At 73.2% G+C, this 13736-nt stretch carries 15 protein-coding genes and 1 pseudogene; all 16 read right to left on the bottom strand.

Translation table 11 applies throughout. The features are described 5' to 3' along the window. Nucleotides 1-9: 9 nt before the first annotated feature. Nucleotides 10-834, bottom strand: coding sequence for an alpha-glutamyl/putrescinyl thymine pyrophosphorylase clade 3 protein (locus tag OM076_RS34115; RefSeq protein WP_270044635.1), 825 nt, complete (start codon nucleotides 832-834; stop codon nucleotides 10-12). Between the two features lie 121 nt (nucleotides 835-955). Continuing rightward, on the bottom strand, nucleotides 956-2149 hold the full coding sequence (locus tag OM076_RS34110; RefSeq protein ID WP_270044634.1) for a cytochrome P450: 1194 nt from the start codon (nucleotides 2147-2149) through the stop codon (nucleotides 956-958). Continuing rightward, nucleotides 2142-3476 carry a sensor histidine kinase gene (locus tag OM076_RS34105; protein WP_270044633.1) on the bottom strand — a complete coding sequence of 445 codons (1335 nt, stop codon included), beginning with the start codon at nucleotides 3474-3476 and terminating at the stop codon, nucleotides 2142-2144. Before OM076_RS34105 ends, OM076_RS34110 begins: the two co-directional genes overlap by 8 nt. Continuing rightward, nucleotides 3473-4162 carry a response regulator transcription factor gene (locus OM076_RS34100; protein WP_270044632.1) on the bottom strand — a complete coding sequence of 230 codons (690 nt, stop codon included), beginning with the start codon at nucleotides 4160-4162 and terminating at the stop codon, nucleotides 3473-3475. Before OM076_RS34100 ends, OM076_RS34105 begins: the two co-directional genes overlap by 4 nt. 128 nt (nucleotides 4163-4290) lie before the next feature. Then, nucleotides 4291-5010 carry a glycosyltransferase family 2 protein gene (locus tag OM076_RS34095; RefSeq protein WP_270044631.1) on the bottom strand — a complete coding sequence of 240 codons (720 nt, stop codon included), beginning with the start codon at nucleotides 5008-5010 and terminating at the stop codon, nucleotides 4291-4293. Nucleotides 5011-5613: 603 nt separating this feature from the next. Further along, on the bottom strand, nucleotides 5614-6783 hold the full coding sequence (locus OM076_RS34090; RefSeq protein WP_270044630.1) for an ABC transporter permease: 1170 nt from the start codon (nucleotides 6781-6783) through the stop codon (nucleotides 5614-5616). After that, nucleotides 6780-7493: an ABC transporter ATP-binding protein gene (locus tag OM076_RS34085; RefSeq protein ID WP_270044629.1), complete on the bottom strand. Its 714-nt coding sequence runs from the start codon at nucleotides 7491-7493 to the stop codon at nucleotides 6780-6782. Before OM076_RS34085 ends, OM076_RS34090 begins: the two co-directional genes overlap by 4 nt. Further along, nucleotides 7490-8512 carry a peptidoglycan-binding protein gene (locus tag OM076_RS34080; RefSeq protein ID WP_270044628.1) on the bottom strand — a complete coding sequence of 341 codons (1023 nt, stop codon included), beginning with the start codon at nucleotides 8510-8512 and terminating at the stop codon, nucleotides 7490-7492. Before OM076_RS34080 ends, OM076_RS34085 begins: the two co-directional genes overlap by 4 nt. Next, nucleotides 8512-9045 carry a hypothetical protein gene (locus OM076_RS34075; protein ID WP_270044627.1) on the bottom strand — a complete coding sequence of 178 codons (534 nt, stop codon included), beginning with the start codon at nucleotides 9043-9045 and terminating at the stop codon, nucleotides 8512-8514. The genes OM076_RS34080 and OM076_RS34075 overlap by 1 nt, the downstream gene beginning before the upstream one ends. A gap of 45 nt (nucleotides 9046-9090) precedes the next feature. After that, nucleotides 9091-10428, bottom strand: coding sequence for a sensor histidine kinase (locus OM076_RS34070; protein WP_270044626.1), 1338 nt, complete (start codon nucleotides 10426-10428; stop codon nucleotides 9091-9093). Further along, nucleotides 10425-11087, bottom strand: a complete 663-nt coding sequence (locus OM076_RS34065) for a response regulator transcription factor (protein ID WP_270044625.1) — start codon at nucleotides 11085-11087, stop codon at nucleotides 10425-10427. Before OM076_RS34065 ends, OM076_RS34070 begins: the two co-directional genes overlap by 4 nt. Nucleotides 11088-11132: 45 nt before the next feature. Beyond that, nucleotides 11133-11522 carry a DUF2203 domain-containing protein gene (locus tag OM076_RS34060; RefSeq protein WP_270044624.1) on the bottom strand — a complete coding sequence of 130 codons (390 nt, stop codon included), beginning with the start codon at nucleotides 11520-11522 and terminating at the stop codon, nucleotides 11133-11135. A gap of 65 nt (nucleotides 11523-11587) precedes the next feature. After that, nucleotides 11588-12091 carry a GNAT family N-acetyltransferase gene (locus OM076_RS34055; protein ID WP_270044623.1) on the bottom strand — a complete coding sequence of 168 codons (504 nt, stop codon included), beginning with the start codon at nucleotides 12089-12091 and terminating at the stop codon, nucleotides 11588-11590. Then, entirely contained in the window at nucleotides 12088-12561 is a 474-nt protein-coding gene (locus OM076_RS34050) for a hypothetical protein (RefSeq protein WP_270044622.1), read from the bottom strand. Before OM076_RS34050 ends, OM076_RS34055 begins: the two co-directional genes overlap by 4 nt. Beyond that, the gene (locus OM076_RS34045; protein WP_270044621.1) at nucleotides 12561-12917 is read right to left on the bottom strand and encodes a hypothetical protein; all 357 of its coding nucleotides are present in this window, start codon (nucleotides 12915-12917) and stop codon (nucleotides 12561-12563) included. The genes OM076_RS34050 and OM076_RS34045 overlap by 1 nt, the downstream gene beginning before the upstream one ends. Then, nucleotides 12914-13736 (bottom strand): annotated as a pseudogene (locus tag OM076_RS34040) (hypothetical protein); the annotation flags it as partial. The pseudogene OM076_RS34040 and the gene OM076_RS34045, both read right to left, overlap by 4 nt.

The following is a 13736-nucleotide window of genomic DNA, read 5'->3' as shown; positions in this document are numbered from 1 at the left end:
AGCGTGCTCTTACCCAATGCCGAGGGCGGCGGCGATCCCCGGGTCCGGCTCCACCGACATGTCGACGGGCTCGGTGGGGGTGCCGAACCAGGCGAGGCCCTTGTCGAACGCGCCGACCGGCATGCCGGAGGCGTCGACGAGCTCCTGCGCGCGGCGCTCGAGCAGCATCCGGTCACCGGAGACGAACAGCCGCTTGGCGGCGAGCGTCGTCGCGTCGTCCTCGACCAGGTACAGCCCGTCGGGCTCGAGCGGGTAGATGTCGGCGGCGCCGAGCGCGGCCAGCAGGTCGTAGCGCATGGGGCGGGTGAAGCCGGGGAGCGCGAGGCGCTCGAAGACCCGCCCGAAGCGCCGCTCCGGCGTCCAGATCTCCTCGCCCGTGAAGGCGGCCTCCTGCGAGCCGGCGCGGCCGACCCAGGCGCGATAGGCGGCGGCAGTCTTGGCCTTGGCGGCGGGGAGCGCGTCGAGGTTCTCGGTGTCCTCCCACGCGGGACGCACCTGCTCGATGATCTCGGTCCGCTCGGGGGCGAGCGCGAGCAGGAAGGCGAGCCAGGTCGCCTGCTCGATGTCCGGCGTCTCGTCGATCACCGTGTACGGTCCGGGCGGCTCGAGCCGTGCCGCGGCGATCGTCACCGCGACGGCGAGGCGTTCGGCATCGGCCGTCGCCTTCATGCCCTGGACGAGTGGGTTGCGGTACCCGTCGTCGGCGGCGCGCTGCAGCTGCCGCGTGACGAGACGCTTCGAGGAACGGGCGCCCGAGGATCCGGACGCCGCCGACTTGGCCCGGGGCTTGGGCGTCGACGTGGCTCCCGGTCTGCGCACGGTGACGTGACGCACGGGAGTTGCCTCGCGAAGTTCGCGGGCGCAGATCGGGCACTTCGAAGTGAGCCGATTATGACGGCAGAACATGCCTGGCATTCCGAGAGATCACGCTAGCGGCTCTGGGCATTAAGAGCGCTCATCGAGCTGTTGGGATGATCGAGCCTTGACGTGAGGGCGCGAGGACGACGCTGCGGCGGCGCATCCGCTCCCCGCGGGGCCGGTCGGGCGCGAGGGTGAACCGCTGGGTCACCGCCCGGATGACCTCGCGCATCTCCAGCAGCGCGAACGCGGCACCGAGGCAGCGGCGGGTGCCGCCGCCGAACGGGATGAAGCTGTAGGGCTCCTCCGATGCCGGTCTCGTCGGGTCGAACGTCGTGCCCGCGCGGCGGTGGGCGAGGTAGAGGCAGGCCGCGACGTAGACGTCCTGGGGCAGCGTGTAGGCGCCGATGCGGTACGGCTGCAGGGTCTTGCGAGCGGTGATGGAGAGGACCGGGCGGGTGCGCAGCACCTCGCGGATCGCCGCGTCGAGGCGCGCGTCGTCGCTCAGGTCGGTCTCGGGGTGGCGGGCGAGGCGCTCGAGCGCCCACGCGAGCGCGGTCGCGGTCGTCTCGTGCCCGGCGGCGAGCAGCGTGACGAGCTGGTCGCGCAGCTCCTCGCGGGTCGCCCCCGAGGCCTTGAGCATGTCGAGGATCGAGTCTCCGCCGCCCGCGCTGTCGATGCGCGCGTAGATCAGCTCGTCGATGCGCTCGACGGCGCGCGTGAAGCGCTGATGCGGGCCGAAGAGCGACATCCAGACCAGGTCCGGCATCGAGCCGGTGAGGTCGAGCGCGCGGCGCAGCGCGTCCCGCAGCTCGAGGTCGCGGCTGCCGAAGATCACCCGCTGGATCACCTCCAGCGTGATCGCCTGCATCCGCGGGAGCGTCTTGAGCAGCTCGCCCGAGCGCCAGGTGTCGAGCTCGGCGTGGGTGATCTCGGCGACCGTGTCCTTCCAGCGCTTGAGCGCCTCGCCGTGGAAGGGCGGGAGCATCAGGCGGCGCTGCCGGAGGTGCTCCTCGCCGTGCAGGATCAGCACCGAGCGCTTGCCGGTGAAGGGCTCCAGGAAGGCCGAGGCGTCACCGCCCTGGAGCACGTCGGGCGGTGCGGAGTAGATGCGCTTGATCTCCACCGGGTCGCTGACCAGGACCAGCGGCGCGTCGCTGTAGGCGGTGCGCAGCGTGAACGGCTCGCCATAGCGGGCTTGGGCGCGGCGCAGCAACGCGGTCGGGCGGACGATCCACTCGACGGTCTGCAGCGCGCTCGGCTCCCGTGGGCCCGGTGGGAGATCACGCATGCGGCAGTATCAGCACGAAACGGGCGCCGGCGGGCTCGTCGCCGCCGGGTGCGCCCGGCTCGAGCTTGAGCTCCCCCCGCATCCGGCGGGCCAGCTCGGCGCCGATCGCCAACCCGAGGCCGAAGCCCGGCGCGGTGGTGTTCTCGCCGCGCTGGAAGCGCTGGAAGATCGCCTCGCGCTCGGTGTCGGGGATGCCCGCGCCGCCGTCGAGGACGCGCAGCTCGACGTGACCCTTGACGGCGGCCGTGCGGACCTCGACCGGCGCCGGGGCGGGCGCGTAGCGCAGCGCGTTGTCGACCAGCAGGCGGACGATCCGGGCGACGCCCTCGGGGTCGCCGAGTGCCCAGCAGGCCTCGTGCGGCGGGACCCACGTCGGCCGCTCGCTGCCGAACTCGGCCGCGACCGCGCGCGAGAGCTCGCCCAGCTCCACGGGCTCCGAGCGCAGCTCGATGCCGGCGTCCAGGCGCGAGAGGTCGAGCAGGCCCTTGCTCAGCCCGCTCAAGCGCTTGGCCTGCGCGAGCGCCTCTTGAACGTCCTGGCGCATGCGCTCCGGATCGGGCTCGTCGACGGTCAGCTCCAGCAGCGTCTGCAGCGAGGCCAGCGGCGTGCGCAGCTCGTGCGAGGCGGTGGCGACGAACATCCGGCGGGCGTCCTCCTGCTGCGCCAGACGTTGCTGGAGGCCGGCGAAGGCCCGCGCCAGCTCGCCGAGCTCGTCGCGGCCGGTGTCGACCTCCGCGGGCGCGAGGATCGGGTCGGCGGCGAGCATCGCGTTGCTCAGCCCGCGCAGGCGCCGCAGCATCCGGCCGCTCAGCGCGAAGCCCCCGATCAGCGCGAGCGCGAGCCCGGCGAGCGCGGCGCCGGCGAAGGCGTCGGCGACGACGGAGTAGGTGCGCCCGACGTCGCCGAGATGGCGTCTGAGGGCGAGCGCGGCGGGCTTGCCCTCGAAGCGGATCGGGATCGCGGCCTGGGCGAGCCCCTTGCGGACGTCGCGCTCGCTGCGGCGGGTCGTGAGGGCGCGGCGGGCGTCGGCGAGGCTGCCGCGCACGTCCGGGTCGGTCTCGCCGCGGACGCCGGACGTGTCGATCAGGATGATCTGGGCGCCGGTCGCGCGGGCGAGCGCGCGCAGCAGCCGATTGGGGCTCTGATGCGGCTTGAGGCGCTCGAACCCTTGGCTGGCCGCCTCGGCGCGGAGGGTCAGCGTGCGGGCGGCGTCGTCGCGCAGGCGAGCTTCCAGCGGCGGGAGCAGGGCGAGCGCCGCGACGGCCAGGGTCGTCGCCGCGGTCGCGAAGAGCGCGAGCACGAGCCGGGCGCGCAGCCCGGGTCTCAAGCCGCGAGCCGGTATCCCGCTCCTCGCACGGTCACGATCAGCTCCGGCCTGTCGGGCGTTGCTTCGAGCTTCTCGCGCAGGTGCCGGACGTGCACGTCGATGCCGCGCGGGTCGCGGAAGGCGGAGTCGCCCCAGATCGCGCGCATCAGCTCCTGCCGGTTGAGGAGGCGCCCGGGCGCCGCCATCAGCGCCGCGATCACCTCGAACTCGGAGAACGTCAGGCTCACCGGCTGGCCGTCCTTGCGCAGCTCGCGCGCGCCGCGGTCGAGTTGCAGCGGGCCGGTGCTGAGGACGTCTTGGGCGCGCGGGCCCGCCCGGCGGAGCACGGCGCGGATGCGGCTGCGCAGCTCGGCGAGCCCGACGGGCTTGCCGACGTAGTCGTCCGCGCCCGCCTCCAGGCCGAGCACGGTGTCGGCCTCGCTGTCGAGCGCGGTGAGCATGATGATCGGGACGGTGTTGTGGCGTTCTCTGAGGACGCGGCAGACCTCGTACCCGTCCGGGCCCGGGCCGAGCGCGACGTCCAGGACGACGACGTCGAAGCGCTGCGTCGACGCCCGGTCGATCGCGGCCCGGCCGTCGGCGACCGCGAACGTCGCGTGGCCCTCGCGCTGGAACGAGCGGGCGAGGGTCTCGCGCAGCGTCGACTCGTCGTCGACGATGAGGATCTCGAGCGAGCCGTCGTGCATGTGTGTGGTCGTGGGTACCGGTGCGCGCTGAGGCGAGGATGAGCCCTGGCGCGCCCGCACCCGCCCGGCGCCGCCGCCCACCCGGAGGCGGACGGCGGCAAGACGGGCGTGGAGCGGACGCTGACCCCTCACGCGAGCGTGCGCCGCAGGCGCAGCAGCTCTGCGGACGCCCGGACCACGACTCGTGGCCGCAAGCCGCTCTGGCGGCCTGCGTTGCGCGGGAGGTGCCGCACGCCGCGCTCGCAGATCCGCGCGCCGTGGGCGCGTGAGCGGGCGAGCAGCTCGGCGGAGATCGCGGCGCCGGAACTCGTCAGCTCCAGCTCTTCGAGCAGGTCGCGGCGGACGAGTTTGAACGCGCAGTCGACGTCGCGCACCTGCAGGTGCAGCAGGTGGGTGACGAGACGGCCCCAGACCGCGGCCGCCGCGCGGCGCCGGCGCGAGTCGTTGCGCTGCCTGCGGAACCCGGCGATCAGATCGTGGTCGACGGCGGGTGGCACGAAGCCCGCGAGGTCGACGAGGTCGAACTGCAGGTCCGCGTCGGTGAGCAGGACCCAAGGCTGCTGAGAGGCGGCGATGCCCGTCCGCAGCGCCGCGCCGTAACCGCGGTTGCGAGGGTGCGCGACGACGTGGACGTGCGGGTCGCCGGCCGCCAGCCGCGTGGCGACGGCGTTCGTGGCGTCGCGGCTGCCGTCGTCGACGACGATCACCTCGTAGGCGTGCGCGTTCATCCTCCCCGCCCGGCACGCCATCCGCACCGCGGCGGCGACGTTGGCCTCCTCGTCGTGGCACGGCAGGACGATCGAGACGCCGGGGAGCGCGGCGGCGGTGGGTGAGACGACGGCGGTCATGGCTCTACCGTGCGCGCTCGCCCGTTGGAAGCGGCGGGACGTGTCGTTGGAATCAGGTTGGTTCATCGCCGCGTCCGCCGGCGACCACGCTCACCCTGCCGCGAGCTCCCACCAGGAAGAAGACGGCCGCGGCGCCTCCGGGGGGGTATGGGGGAGGCGCCGCGGCCGGTATCGCCAACCGTCGGTGGGGTCAGGAGGGAAACCGTCGGCTGCGTGCCACCCACTTCACCAGCGGGCGCGTTGGGATTGTGTTGGGACGCCTTGAGGATCCCTCAACCTGCGCTGTGCCAATCGCCGTGGTCGACCATGCGCGTTTGAGCGACAAATCCCGGGTTTCGATCAGGTTCGCACTGGTCGAGTTGGCGCGTTGGTGGGGTGCGTCCGGAATGTTTCCCCACAGGCAACATTCCGGACGCACCCCCTTCGCGCATGACTTCGTTGCTCGCCGAAACCGATCACCGGAAGGCCCAGCGCGGATCGGGGTGTCAGCACCACGCCCGTAACTGTCGGTATCCCACGATTAAGGGGTCAGACCCCTCAACATTGCGAAGCACGCTGCAGAGCCAAAAGAATTGTTGAGGGGTCTGACCCCCCCTTAAACCGCTAGGTGCCGCGGAGGGCTTCCGTGGGTGAGAGGCGGGCGGCGCGCAACGCTGGGTAGAGGCCCGCGACGCCACCGGCGACGACGGCCACGATCACGCCGCCCGCGAGGGCGATCGTGGGGACGGCCGTGGTCCAGCCTTCGTGGGTGGCGTAGCCGAGGGTGACCGCGGCGCCGAGCAGCGTGCCCGCCGCGCCGCCGAGGCCGGCGAGCAGCAGCGACTCCGACAGGAACTGCACGCCGACGTCGCGGCGGGTGGCGCCGAGCGCGCGGCGCAGGCCGATCTCCGAGCGGCGCTCGAGGACGGAGATGACCATCACGTTGGCGATCCCGACGCCGCCGACGAGCAGGGCGACGGCACCCAGGCCGAGGAAGAGCGAGGTGAAGGCGGTCTTGGCCGCGGCCCTCGCCTCCAGCGCGTCCGACGGGCGCGAGATCTGGACCTCTTCCGGGCGCTGCGGGTTGGCGGTGCGCCCGAGCAGGTTGCGCACGGCCTCGACGCGGTCCTGGTCGACCCGCACGAACACCGTCGAGGCGTTGCGATCGGCATCGAAGAGGTCGGCGGCGGCGTCGAAGCCGATCAGCGCGGCGCTGTCGAGCGACGGCGCCAGCGTGGCCGGATCGAGGATGCCGACGACCGTGAACCAGCGCCCGCCTAGCCACACCCGCGAGCCGGTGTCGTCGATCCCGAGCGTGTTCGCCGCCTCCGAGCCGAGCACCACCGCCGGGTAGCGGCCGGTCGCGGCGTTCAGGAACGTGCCGCGGTGCATGGTGGCGCCGACCGCGGCGCGCAGCGACGGGTCCGCCGCCGCGACACCGATGCCGCCGGTCTCGGCCTCGTCGATGTAGGGCGAGCGGCGCACGGTCTTCCCGCTCACGGCCGCGATCGCCGCGACGGACTCGACGCCGTCGACGCGCCGGAGCATCGGGGCCGCGGCCTCCGGCAGCACCGAGTCGTCGCCCATGAAGGACTGGCCCGGCGCGACCTGCAGCAGGTTGGTGCCGAGCCGGTCCAGTTGCGCCAGCAGGTCGCTCTTGGAGGACTCCGAGATGCCGAGCACCGCCACCATCGAGGCGACGCCGATCGCGATGCCCAGCGCCGACAGGGCCGCTCGCGCGCGGCGGGTGCGCAGGCCGAGCGCGCCGGTGCGGAAGACGTCGGCGGCGGTCACGCGACCAGCTCCCCGTCGCGGATCTCGGCCCGCCGGGGGAACGCGTCGGCGATCGCCAGGTCGTGCGTGATCGTGACGATCGTCGACCCACCCGCGTGCAGCTCCTGCAGCAGCGCGAGGATGCTCGCGCCGGTGCGGGAGTCCAGGTTGCCGGTCGGCTCGTCGGCGAACAGGATCGCCGGGCGCCCCACGAGCGCCCGCGCGATCGCGACCCGCTGACGCTCGCCACCCGAGAGTTTGGAGGGCGAGTGGGTGAGCCGGTGCTCCAGCCCCACCGCCTCGAGCGCCTCGCGCGCTCGGGCGCGGCGTGCGGACTGCGCGGCGCCGGTGTAGAGCAGCCCGGTCGCGACGTTGTCGAGCGCGCTCATCCCTTCGAGCAGGAAGAACTGCTGGAACACGAACCCGATCTCGCGGGCGCGCAACGCCGCGAGCGCCCGCTCCCCGAGCTTCGCCGTGTCCTGGCCGGCGACGTGCACCTCACCCGCGGTCTGGCGCTCGAGCGTCCCCATCACGTGCAGGAGCGTCGACTTGCCCGACCCGGACGGCCCGACGACGGCGACGGCCTCGCCCGAGCGGACGGTCAGCGAGACGCCGCGCAGCGCCTCGACGCCGCCGGGATAGGCCTTGCGGACATCGACGAGCCGGAGCACGGCATCGGCGCGGCCGTTCGCGGCGGCGGCGGCCGGCTCGACGTCCGGCACGACGGTCATAGCGCCGTCACCACCTTGTCGCCCTCGTGCAGCCCGTCGCCCTCGACCTCGACGAGGTCGTCGGCGTAGAGGCCGGGCGTGACCCGCACCATCCCGCGCCCGACGACCTCGACCGCGTACCCGCCGCCCTGGCGGGCGAGCAGCGCCTTGACCGGCACGGCCAGCGCGCCGCGCCGGCGCTCGACGGCGAAGCCGACGTCGACCGGCGCCTGATCGAGGTTCCCCACCCGCCCGGACACGTGGACGGTCACGCTGATCGTCGTGTCGTCGCCGTGCTTGGTCGCGACCTTGCCGACCGCCGCGATCCGCCCGCCGACCGACTGCCCGGACGGCAGATCGACGGTCACCCGATCACCCACGCGCGCCAACCGCTGCCGCGCGGCATCGAGGTCGACGGTGACCACCCGCGCGGTCGAGGCGAGCTCGCCGAGCGGCTTCCCCGGCGCCACCTGATCGCCCACGACCGCCTTCGCCTCACCCACCCGCGTCGGCCCGGAACGGAACACGACCGCGCCGCGCGAGAGCTTGCCGGTGTCGTCGAGGTCGCGGTCGCGCTGGAAGTCCTCGACCGCGCCGGTGGTCTCCCACGTCCAGTCGCCGTCGACGTCGCCCGGGTCATAGCCGAGCGCGCGCAGGTTGCGCTCGAGCTGCTTGACGTCCGCGCCGTCGGTCATCCCGGGCGCGAAGTCGCGCCACGCCGGGAGCGTGCCGTAGAAGACGAACGCGGCGGGCTTGTCGTCGAAGTCGTAGAGCGAGTGGCCGCGGGTGACGATCGAGCCCGGCTCGCGCAGCCCGGTGAGCACGCCCGCGGCGGCGGACGCGAGGGTCCCGGCGTCGTCGTAGCCGAGCGTGCCGGAGATGCTCTCGCGGTCCACCAGGTCGGTGCGCTCGACGGTCGCGGTCGCCCGCGCGGGTGACGGCTCCGCCGCGCGCACGGGGTCCTCGCCGCCGGTCGCCACCACCACGGCGCCCGCCGCGACCGCCACGGCCGCGGCGCCGCCGGCCAGCCGGCGCTTCATCACTTCTCGCCTCCGCCGGCGCTGGTCGTGCTGGGGCCGCCCATCGGCAGCGTCGACTCGCACGCCTTCTGCGCCGCCTGGAACTTCGGCGAGTCCGGATTGAGGCCCTTGCCGAGCCGGATCCGCGCGCCGCCGCTGGTGTCGAACTGCGGGTCCGGGAAGTCGATCCCGTGCTCGCGCATGCAGCGGGCGTTGGCCAGCGCGGCCTTCTTGAACTCCGCCTTCTGCGAGTCGGAGATGTCGGGCGCCTTGACCTTGTCGCGGTACTTCGCGCACGCCGCCTCGGCCTTGCGCATCGTGTCCGGGTTGGTCTTGCTCATCTTCTGCGTGACCCTCCCGCCCTCGAACTGCGGGTCGGGCATGTCGACGCCGTTTTCGCGCATGCAGCGCGCGAAGTCGAGCATCGCCTTCTTGTTGGCCGTCTCCTGGCTCTGACTTGGCTTGGCTCCGGCCGACGTGGGGGTGTCCTCGGCGCCGCAGCCGGCGAGCGAGGCGGTCGCCGCGACGGCGACGAGGAACAGGCGGGTCTTCATGAAAGACATCTCGCCGGTCGGGCATGAGACCGGCTTCAGCCGAACCTAGGGATTTGCTGAGAGGACCGGCAGCCGCAGCCGCAGCAGCGCGCCGCCGCCCTCGGCGGCCTCCGCGGCGACGCTCCCGCCGTGCCCTTCGGCGACCTGGCGCACGATCGCCAGGCCGAGGCCGGAGCCGGGCCGCCCGCGGGCGGAGTCGCTGCGGAAGAAGCGGTCGAAGACCTGGTCGCGGTCCTGCTGCTCGATCCCCGGACCGCGATCGCGCACGGTCAGCTCGCCGTCGCGCAGGCGGACGTCGATCACCGAGCCGGCGGGGCTCCACTTGGCGGCGTTGTCGAGCAGGTTCGCGACGGCGCGGTCGAGCCGGGCGGGAACGCCGAGGACGAGCGCGGGCTCCAGCGCGGTCGCGAAGGTCACGGCGTGCGCGTGCCGGCGGGCCCGCTCGACCGCGGCGGCGACGAGCCGGTCGAGCCGCACGTCCTCCACCGACGGCTCCTCGGGCTCCTCATCGCGGGCGAGCTCCACCAGGTCGCCGACGAGCGCGCTCAGCTCCTCCAGCTGTGCGACGAGGTCCGCGCGCAGGCGGTCGCGGTCGCCGGCGTCCGGCGGGCCGCCCTTGGCCAGGACCTCGAGGTTGGTGCGCAGCGAGGTGAGCGGCGTGCGCAACTCGTGCGAGGCGTCGGCGACGAGCTGGCGCTGCGCTCTCTGGCTGCGCTCGAGCGCTTCGAGCATGGTGTTGAAGGAGGTCGCCAGGCGTGAGACCTCGTCCTCGCCCTGCGTCTCGATCCGGCGCGAGAGGTCGCGGGTCGACGCGACGTGCTCCGCGGCCTCGGTCAGCGTCGTCACGGGACGGATCGCCGTCCGCGTCGCGAGTCTCGAGAGCACGACCGCGAGGACGATTCCCGCGAGCGCGAGCAACCCGAGCGCCAGGCGCAGCGTCGAGAGCGCGTGGTAGGTCTCGTTCAGCGGGCGGGCGAGGAAGATCGCCAGCCCGTCGCCGCCGCGCGAGATGTAGACCCGCCAGGGGTCACCGCCGATCTGGCGATCGGCGAAGAACGGCGGCTTGGAGCCGTTGGCCACCGCCTTGAGGTCGGGATCGTCCGGCGAGAGCGCGGGCGGCAGCGCCTCGCGCCGCGAGATCCTGACCACCTGCTTGTACACCGGTGCCGCGGCGGTCGTCAGCAGCTGGTCGCCCGTCGCCACCGTGCCCGGCCCGGGTTCGGCCATCGTGACCGCGCCGAGCGTCGCCTGGTCGCGCAGCGAGCTGTCGACCTGGCCGTGCAGCGTGTCGGAGACGATCCAGTAGGCGAGACCGGAGCCGAACACGACCACGACCGCCACCGCGGCGGCGCAGGACAGCGCGAGCCGTCTGCGGAAGCTCACTTGTCGCGCAGGACGTAGCCGACGCCGCGCACCGTCTGGATGACCCGCGGGTCGCCGAGCTTGCGGCGCAGGTAGCCGACGTAGACCTCCAGCGAGTTGGAGCTCGGGCCGAAGTCATAGCCCCACACGTGCTCGAAGATCTGCGTTCGCGTCAGCACCTGGCGCGGGTGGTTCATCAGCAGCTCCAGGAGCAGGAACTCTGTGCGGGTGAGTTCGATCAGGCGGTCGTCGCGGTGCACGGTGTGCCCGGCCGGGTCGAGCTCGATGCCCGCGTAGCGCAGCGTGTCCTCGACGGGGCCGCCGGTCCTGCGCAGCAGCGCTCGCAGCCGCGCGCCCAGCTCCTCCAGCGCGAACGGCTTGACGAGGTAGTCGTCGGCGCCCGCGTCGAGGCCTTTGACGCGATCGGGGACGGCGTCGCGCGCGGTGAGCATCAGCACCGGGGTGCGGTCGCCGGCGGCGCGCAGTCTGCGGCAGACCTCGAGCCCGTCGGGCTCGGGCATCAGGACGTCGAGGACGATCGCGTCCGGCGGCGTGTGGGCGAGCGCGTCGAGCGCCTCCGTCCCGTCCGCGGCGACCTGCACGCGGTAGCCGTCCATGCGCAGCGCCCGGTCCAGCGCGTCGCGGACCGAGGGTTCATCGTCCACCACGAGGATGCGCACAAGCACATCCTCTGGGAATTAACTGAGAACCGGGTAAGAAGGCGCTTACAGCCAGGGATCGAGCGGGAGGCGGCTCGGATAGCCGGTCTCCGCCGCGTGCCAGTGGCCGACTTCCTGCTCGTCGGCCTGCCAGCACAGGTACACCTCGCGCCCGTCGCGCAACGCGGGGAAGTCGATCAACCCCGCCTCGAGGTCCCGGACCAGCAGGTCCAGCTCCTCCAGGTGCTCGAAGCCCAGCGTCGCGGCCACGGCGGCCTGCGCGCGAACGAGTCCCGGGAACGCGCCGCCGACCACGTCGGCGAGCGTCGCGAAGCCCGAGTCGAAGCCCTCGTCCTGGAGGACGCGCTTGGCGTTCTGAAGGCGGCGGACCGTCACGCGGACCTCAGGGAGGAGCGCGTTCGCCTGCTCGGCGGTGTAGTGGCGCTGGTGCAACATCCTGGCCATCCTCCTACCCGTAATCGGCAGAGTCAGACGTCTCTATTCCCCGACTGCACGAAGGTCTAGTCGCCGAAGGCTTCGGCGAAGCTGAACGCGCCGCGGATGTGCGGTTCGTACGCGGGGAGGGCGAGCGCCAGCCACGCCTCGGGCGCCGCGTCGTAGGTGGTGGTGATCCCGAATGTCGCTTCGGCGGGGCGAAAGCCGAAGCGCGGGTAGTACGCCGGATGGCCGAGGAGGGCGATCAGCGGGTACTCCGTTTGGCTCGCGCGCTCGATCACCTCGCGCATCAGCGCGCTGCCGATTCCCTGGTTCTGATGGGCCGGGTCCACGGCGATCGGGCCGAGCGCGAACGCGAAATACACGTCGACGAGCCCGTGGCTGATCATCACGTGCCCGAGGATCGCGTCGTCGTCGGATATCGCCACGAGGCACAGTTCGGGGACGTGGGCGTAGGCGGCGCGGAGAGCTTCGACGACGTCGGCCTCGTACTCGCCGGGCGCGAACGCCCTCCGGTGGAGCTCGCGCAGCGCGGCGAAGTCCTCCGGTTCCTCCGGGCGGATCCTCACAGCTCGTACTGCTCGTCGCCCGCCTGCAGGACGACCCGTTCGCCTTCGCGGGCGGCGAAGGTGATCGGGAGGGACGGGTCGTGGGTGGGGAACTCCGCGGTCGCGACGGTCAGGCCACCGAAGGCCTTGGCGAGCGCGAGCGTGATCTCCGCCAGGTGATCGACGGTCCCCAGCGGCGCGGCGAGCTCACCCGTCGTCGTGTCGATGTGGATGGCGGTCGCCGGCGTGGGCCGGATCTCCGGGAGCGCGCGCGGGGGCACGGGGACGGCCGCGGTCGCCGGGATCTGGGTGACGGTGTCGCCCTCGGTGATCTCCACGCCCTCGGGGGTGGAGTCGAGCATCGCGGTCTCGCCGTCGGGCGTGTGCAGGAGCAGGACGACGCGGGTCGCGTGCGCCTTCTGCAGGAACGCGCGGGCGGTCGCGATCTCCTCGCCGTGGCGGGCGAGGGCGATGAGCGCGGTGGGATCCACTACGCGGCGGCCGCCGCGCCGGCGTGGCGCGCTTCGACTTCATGTGGGTTGTTCGCGTACCCCCCGCGGACGTAGCTCCACCACATCTTCAGCCGGTGGTCCTGGTCCTGCCACACGTGGCACAGCTCGTGGGCGATCAGGCTCGGCGAGGTGTCGCTGAGCGGGTGCTTGAGCAGGATCAGCGGGCCCATCTCGTAGCCGTCGAAGCGGTTGAACCACGGCAGCTTGAAGAGCCACGGCACGTGCAGGATGCGGACGTGGTCGATCTTCACCGGCTTGGGATAGAAGTCGAGCTGGTCGAGGGTCGCTTTGGCGCGTGTGAGGGCGGCGCGTTCTTGTTCGGTCCGGCGGATCACAGGTCGATCAGGGGTGAGATGTACGCCGCGACCGCCTCGTCGGCGAGCGTCGAGGCGTCCGTGGGCACGGCGGCCTGCCGCGCCTCGATGTGGTCGGCGGCTTCTTTGAGAACGCCCGCTCCGACCGGCAGCCCGAGCGCGAGCAGGGTCTCGACGGCCTCCTGCGCCGTCGGGTCGTCCTGGCGCACCAGTGCTTTGAGCTCGTCGATCGGCGGGCGGGCGACGTCGATCGCGGCGAAGCGCCGCAGCACGGCCTCCCCACGCGGCGGGGAGCCGTTCCAGGTCGCGACGATGCGCCAGCCGTTCGCGGGCGCGGCCTCCTGACCATCGACCGTGACCGGCACGCCGGCGAGCAGTGTGGAGAGCGGCTTGAGCGCCGCGTCGAGATCGGCCTGATCGAGCTCGTCCGCGATCACCCACCGGCCCCGCGCCGCGGCGTCGGTGACGAGCGGGTGCGCGGGCGCGCCGGTGACGACGGTCGCCCCCTTCGCGTGTCCCGCCTGCGCCGCGGCCCGCGCGATCGCGAGCGCCAGCGTCGTCTTGCCCGACCCCCGCGCCCCGGTCAGCACCAGGTGCTTGCCGGCATTGAGCGCGGCCGCGGCGTTCGCGTAGACCCCATCGGCCAAGCGCAGCCCGGCCGCCTCCGCCGCGGCGCGGATTGCCCACGCCTCGACGAACGCCTCGCGCGCCCCGGCCGACGGCCGCGCTGCGACGGGCACCGCCGACGACGGTGTGGCCGAGGGCGGGGCGGCGGACGGCACGACGGGCGCGGCCGCCGCCTCGGCGGGCGGCGCCACCGAGGGCGGGGCGGCAGACGGC

The organism is Solirubrobacter ginsenosidimutans, assembly GCF_027587205.1.
The sequence above is the reverse complement of the archived record's forward strand: the minus strand, read 5'-3'. Positions and strand labels throughout refer to the sequence as shown.

What these genes read in the sequence shown, in the direction of transcription:
- OM076_RS34095 (WP_270044631.1), bottom strand. Translation starts at nt 5,010, where the DNA reads ATGACCGCCGTCGTCTCACCCACCGCCGCCGCGCTCCCCGGCGTCTCG.
- OM076_RS34100 (WP_270044632.1), bottom strand. Translation starts at nt 4,162, where the DNA reads ATGCACGACGGCTCGCTCGAGATCCTCATCGTCGACGACGAGTCGACG.
- OM076_RS34075 (WP_270044627.1), bottom strand. Translation starts at nt 9,045, where the DNA reads ATGAAGACCCGCCTGTTCCTCGTCGCCGTCGCGGCGACCGCCTCGCTC.
- OM076_RS34060 (WP_270044624.1), bottom strand. Translation starts at nt 11,522, where the DNA reads ATGTTGCACCAGCGCCACTACACCGCCGAGCAGGCGAACGCGCTCCTC.
- OM076_RS34085 (WP_270044629.1), bottom strand. Translation starts at nt 7,493, where the DNA reads ATGACCGTCGTGCCGGACGTCGAGCCGGCCGCCGCCGCCGCGAACGGC.
- OM076_RS34110 (WP_270044634.1), bottom strand. Translation starts at nt 2,149, where the DNA reads ATGCGTGATCTCCCACCGGGCCCACGGGAGCCGAGCGCGCTGCAGACC.
- OM076_RS34080 (WP_270044628.1), bottom strand. Translation starts at nt 8,512, where the DNA reads ATGAAGCGCCGGCTGGCCGGCGGCGCCGCGGCCGTGGCGGTCGCGGCG.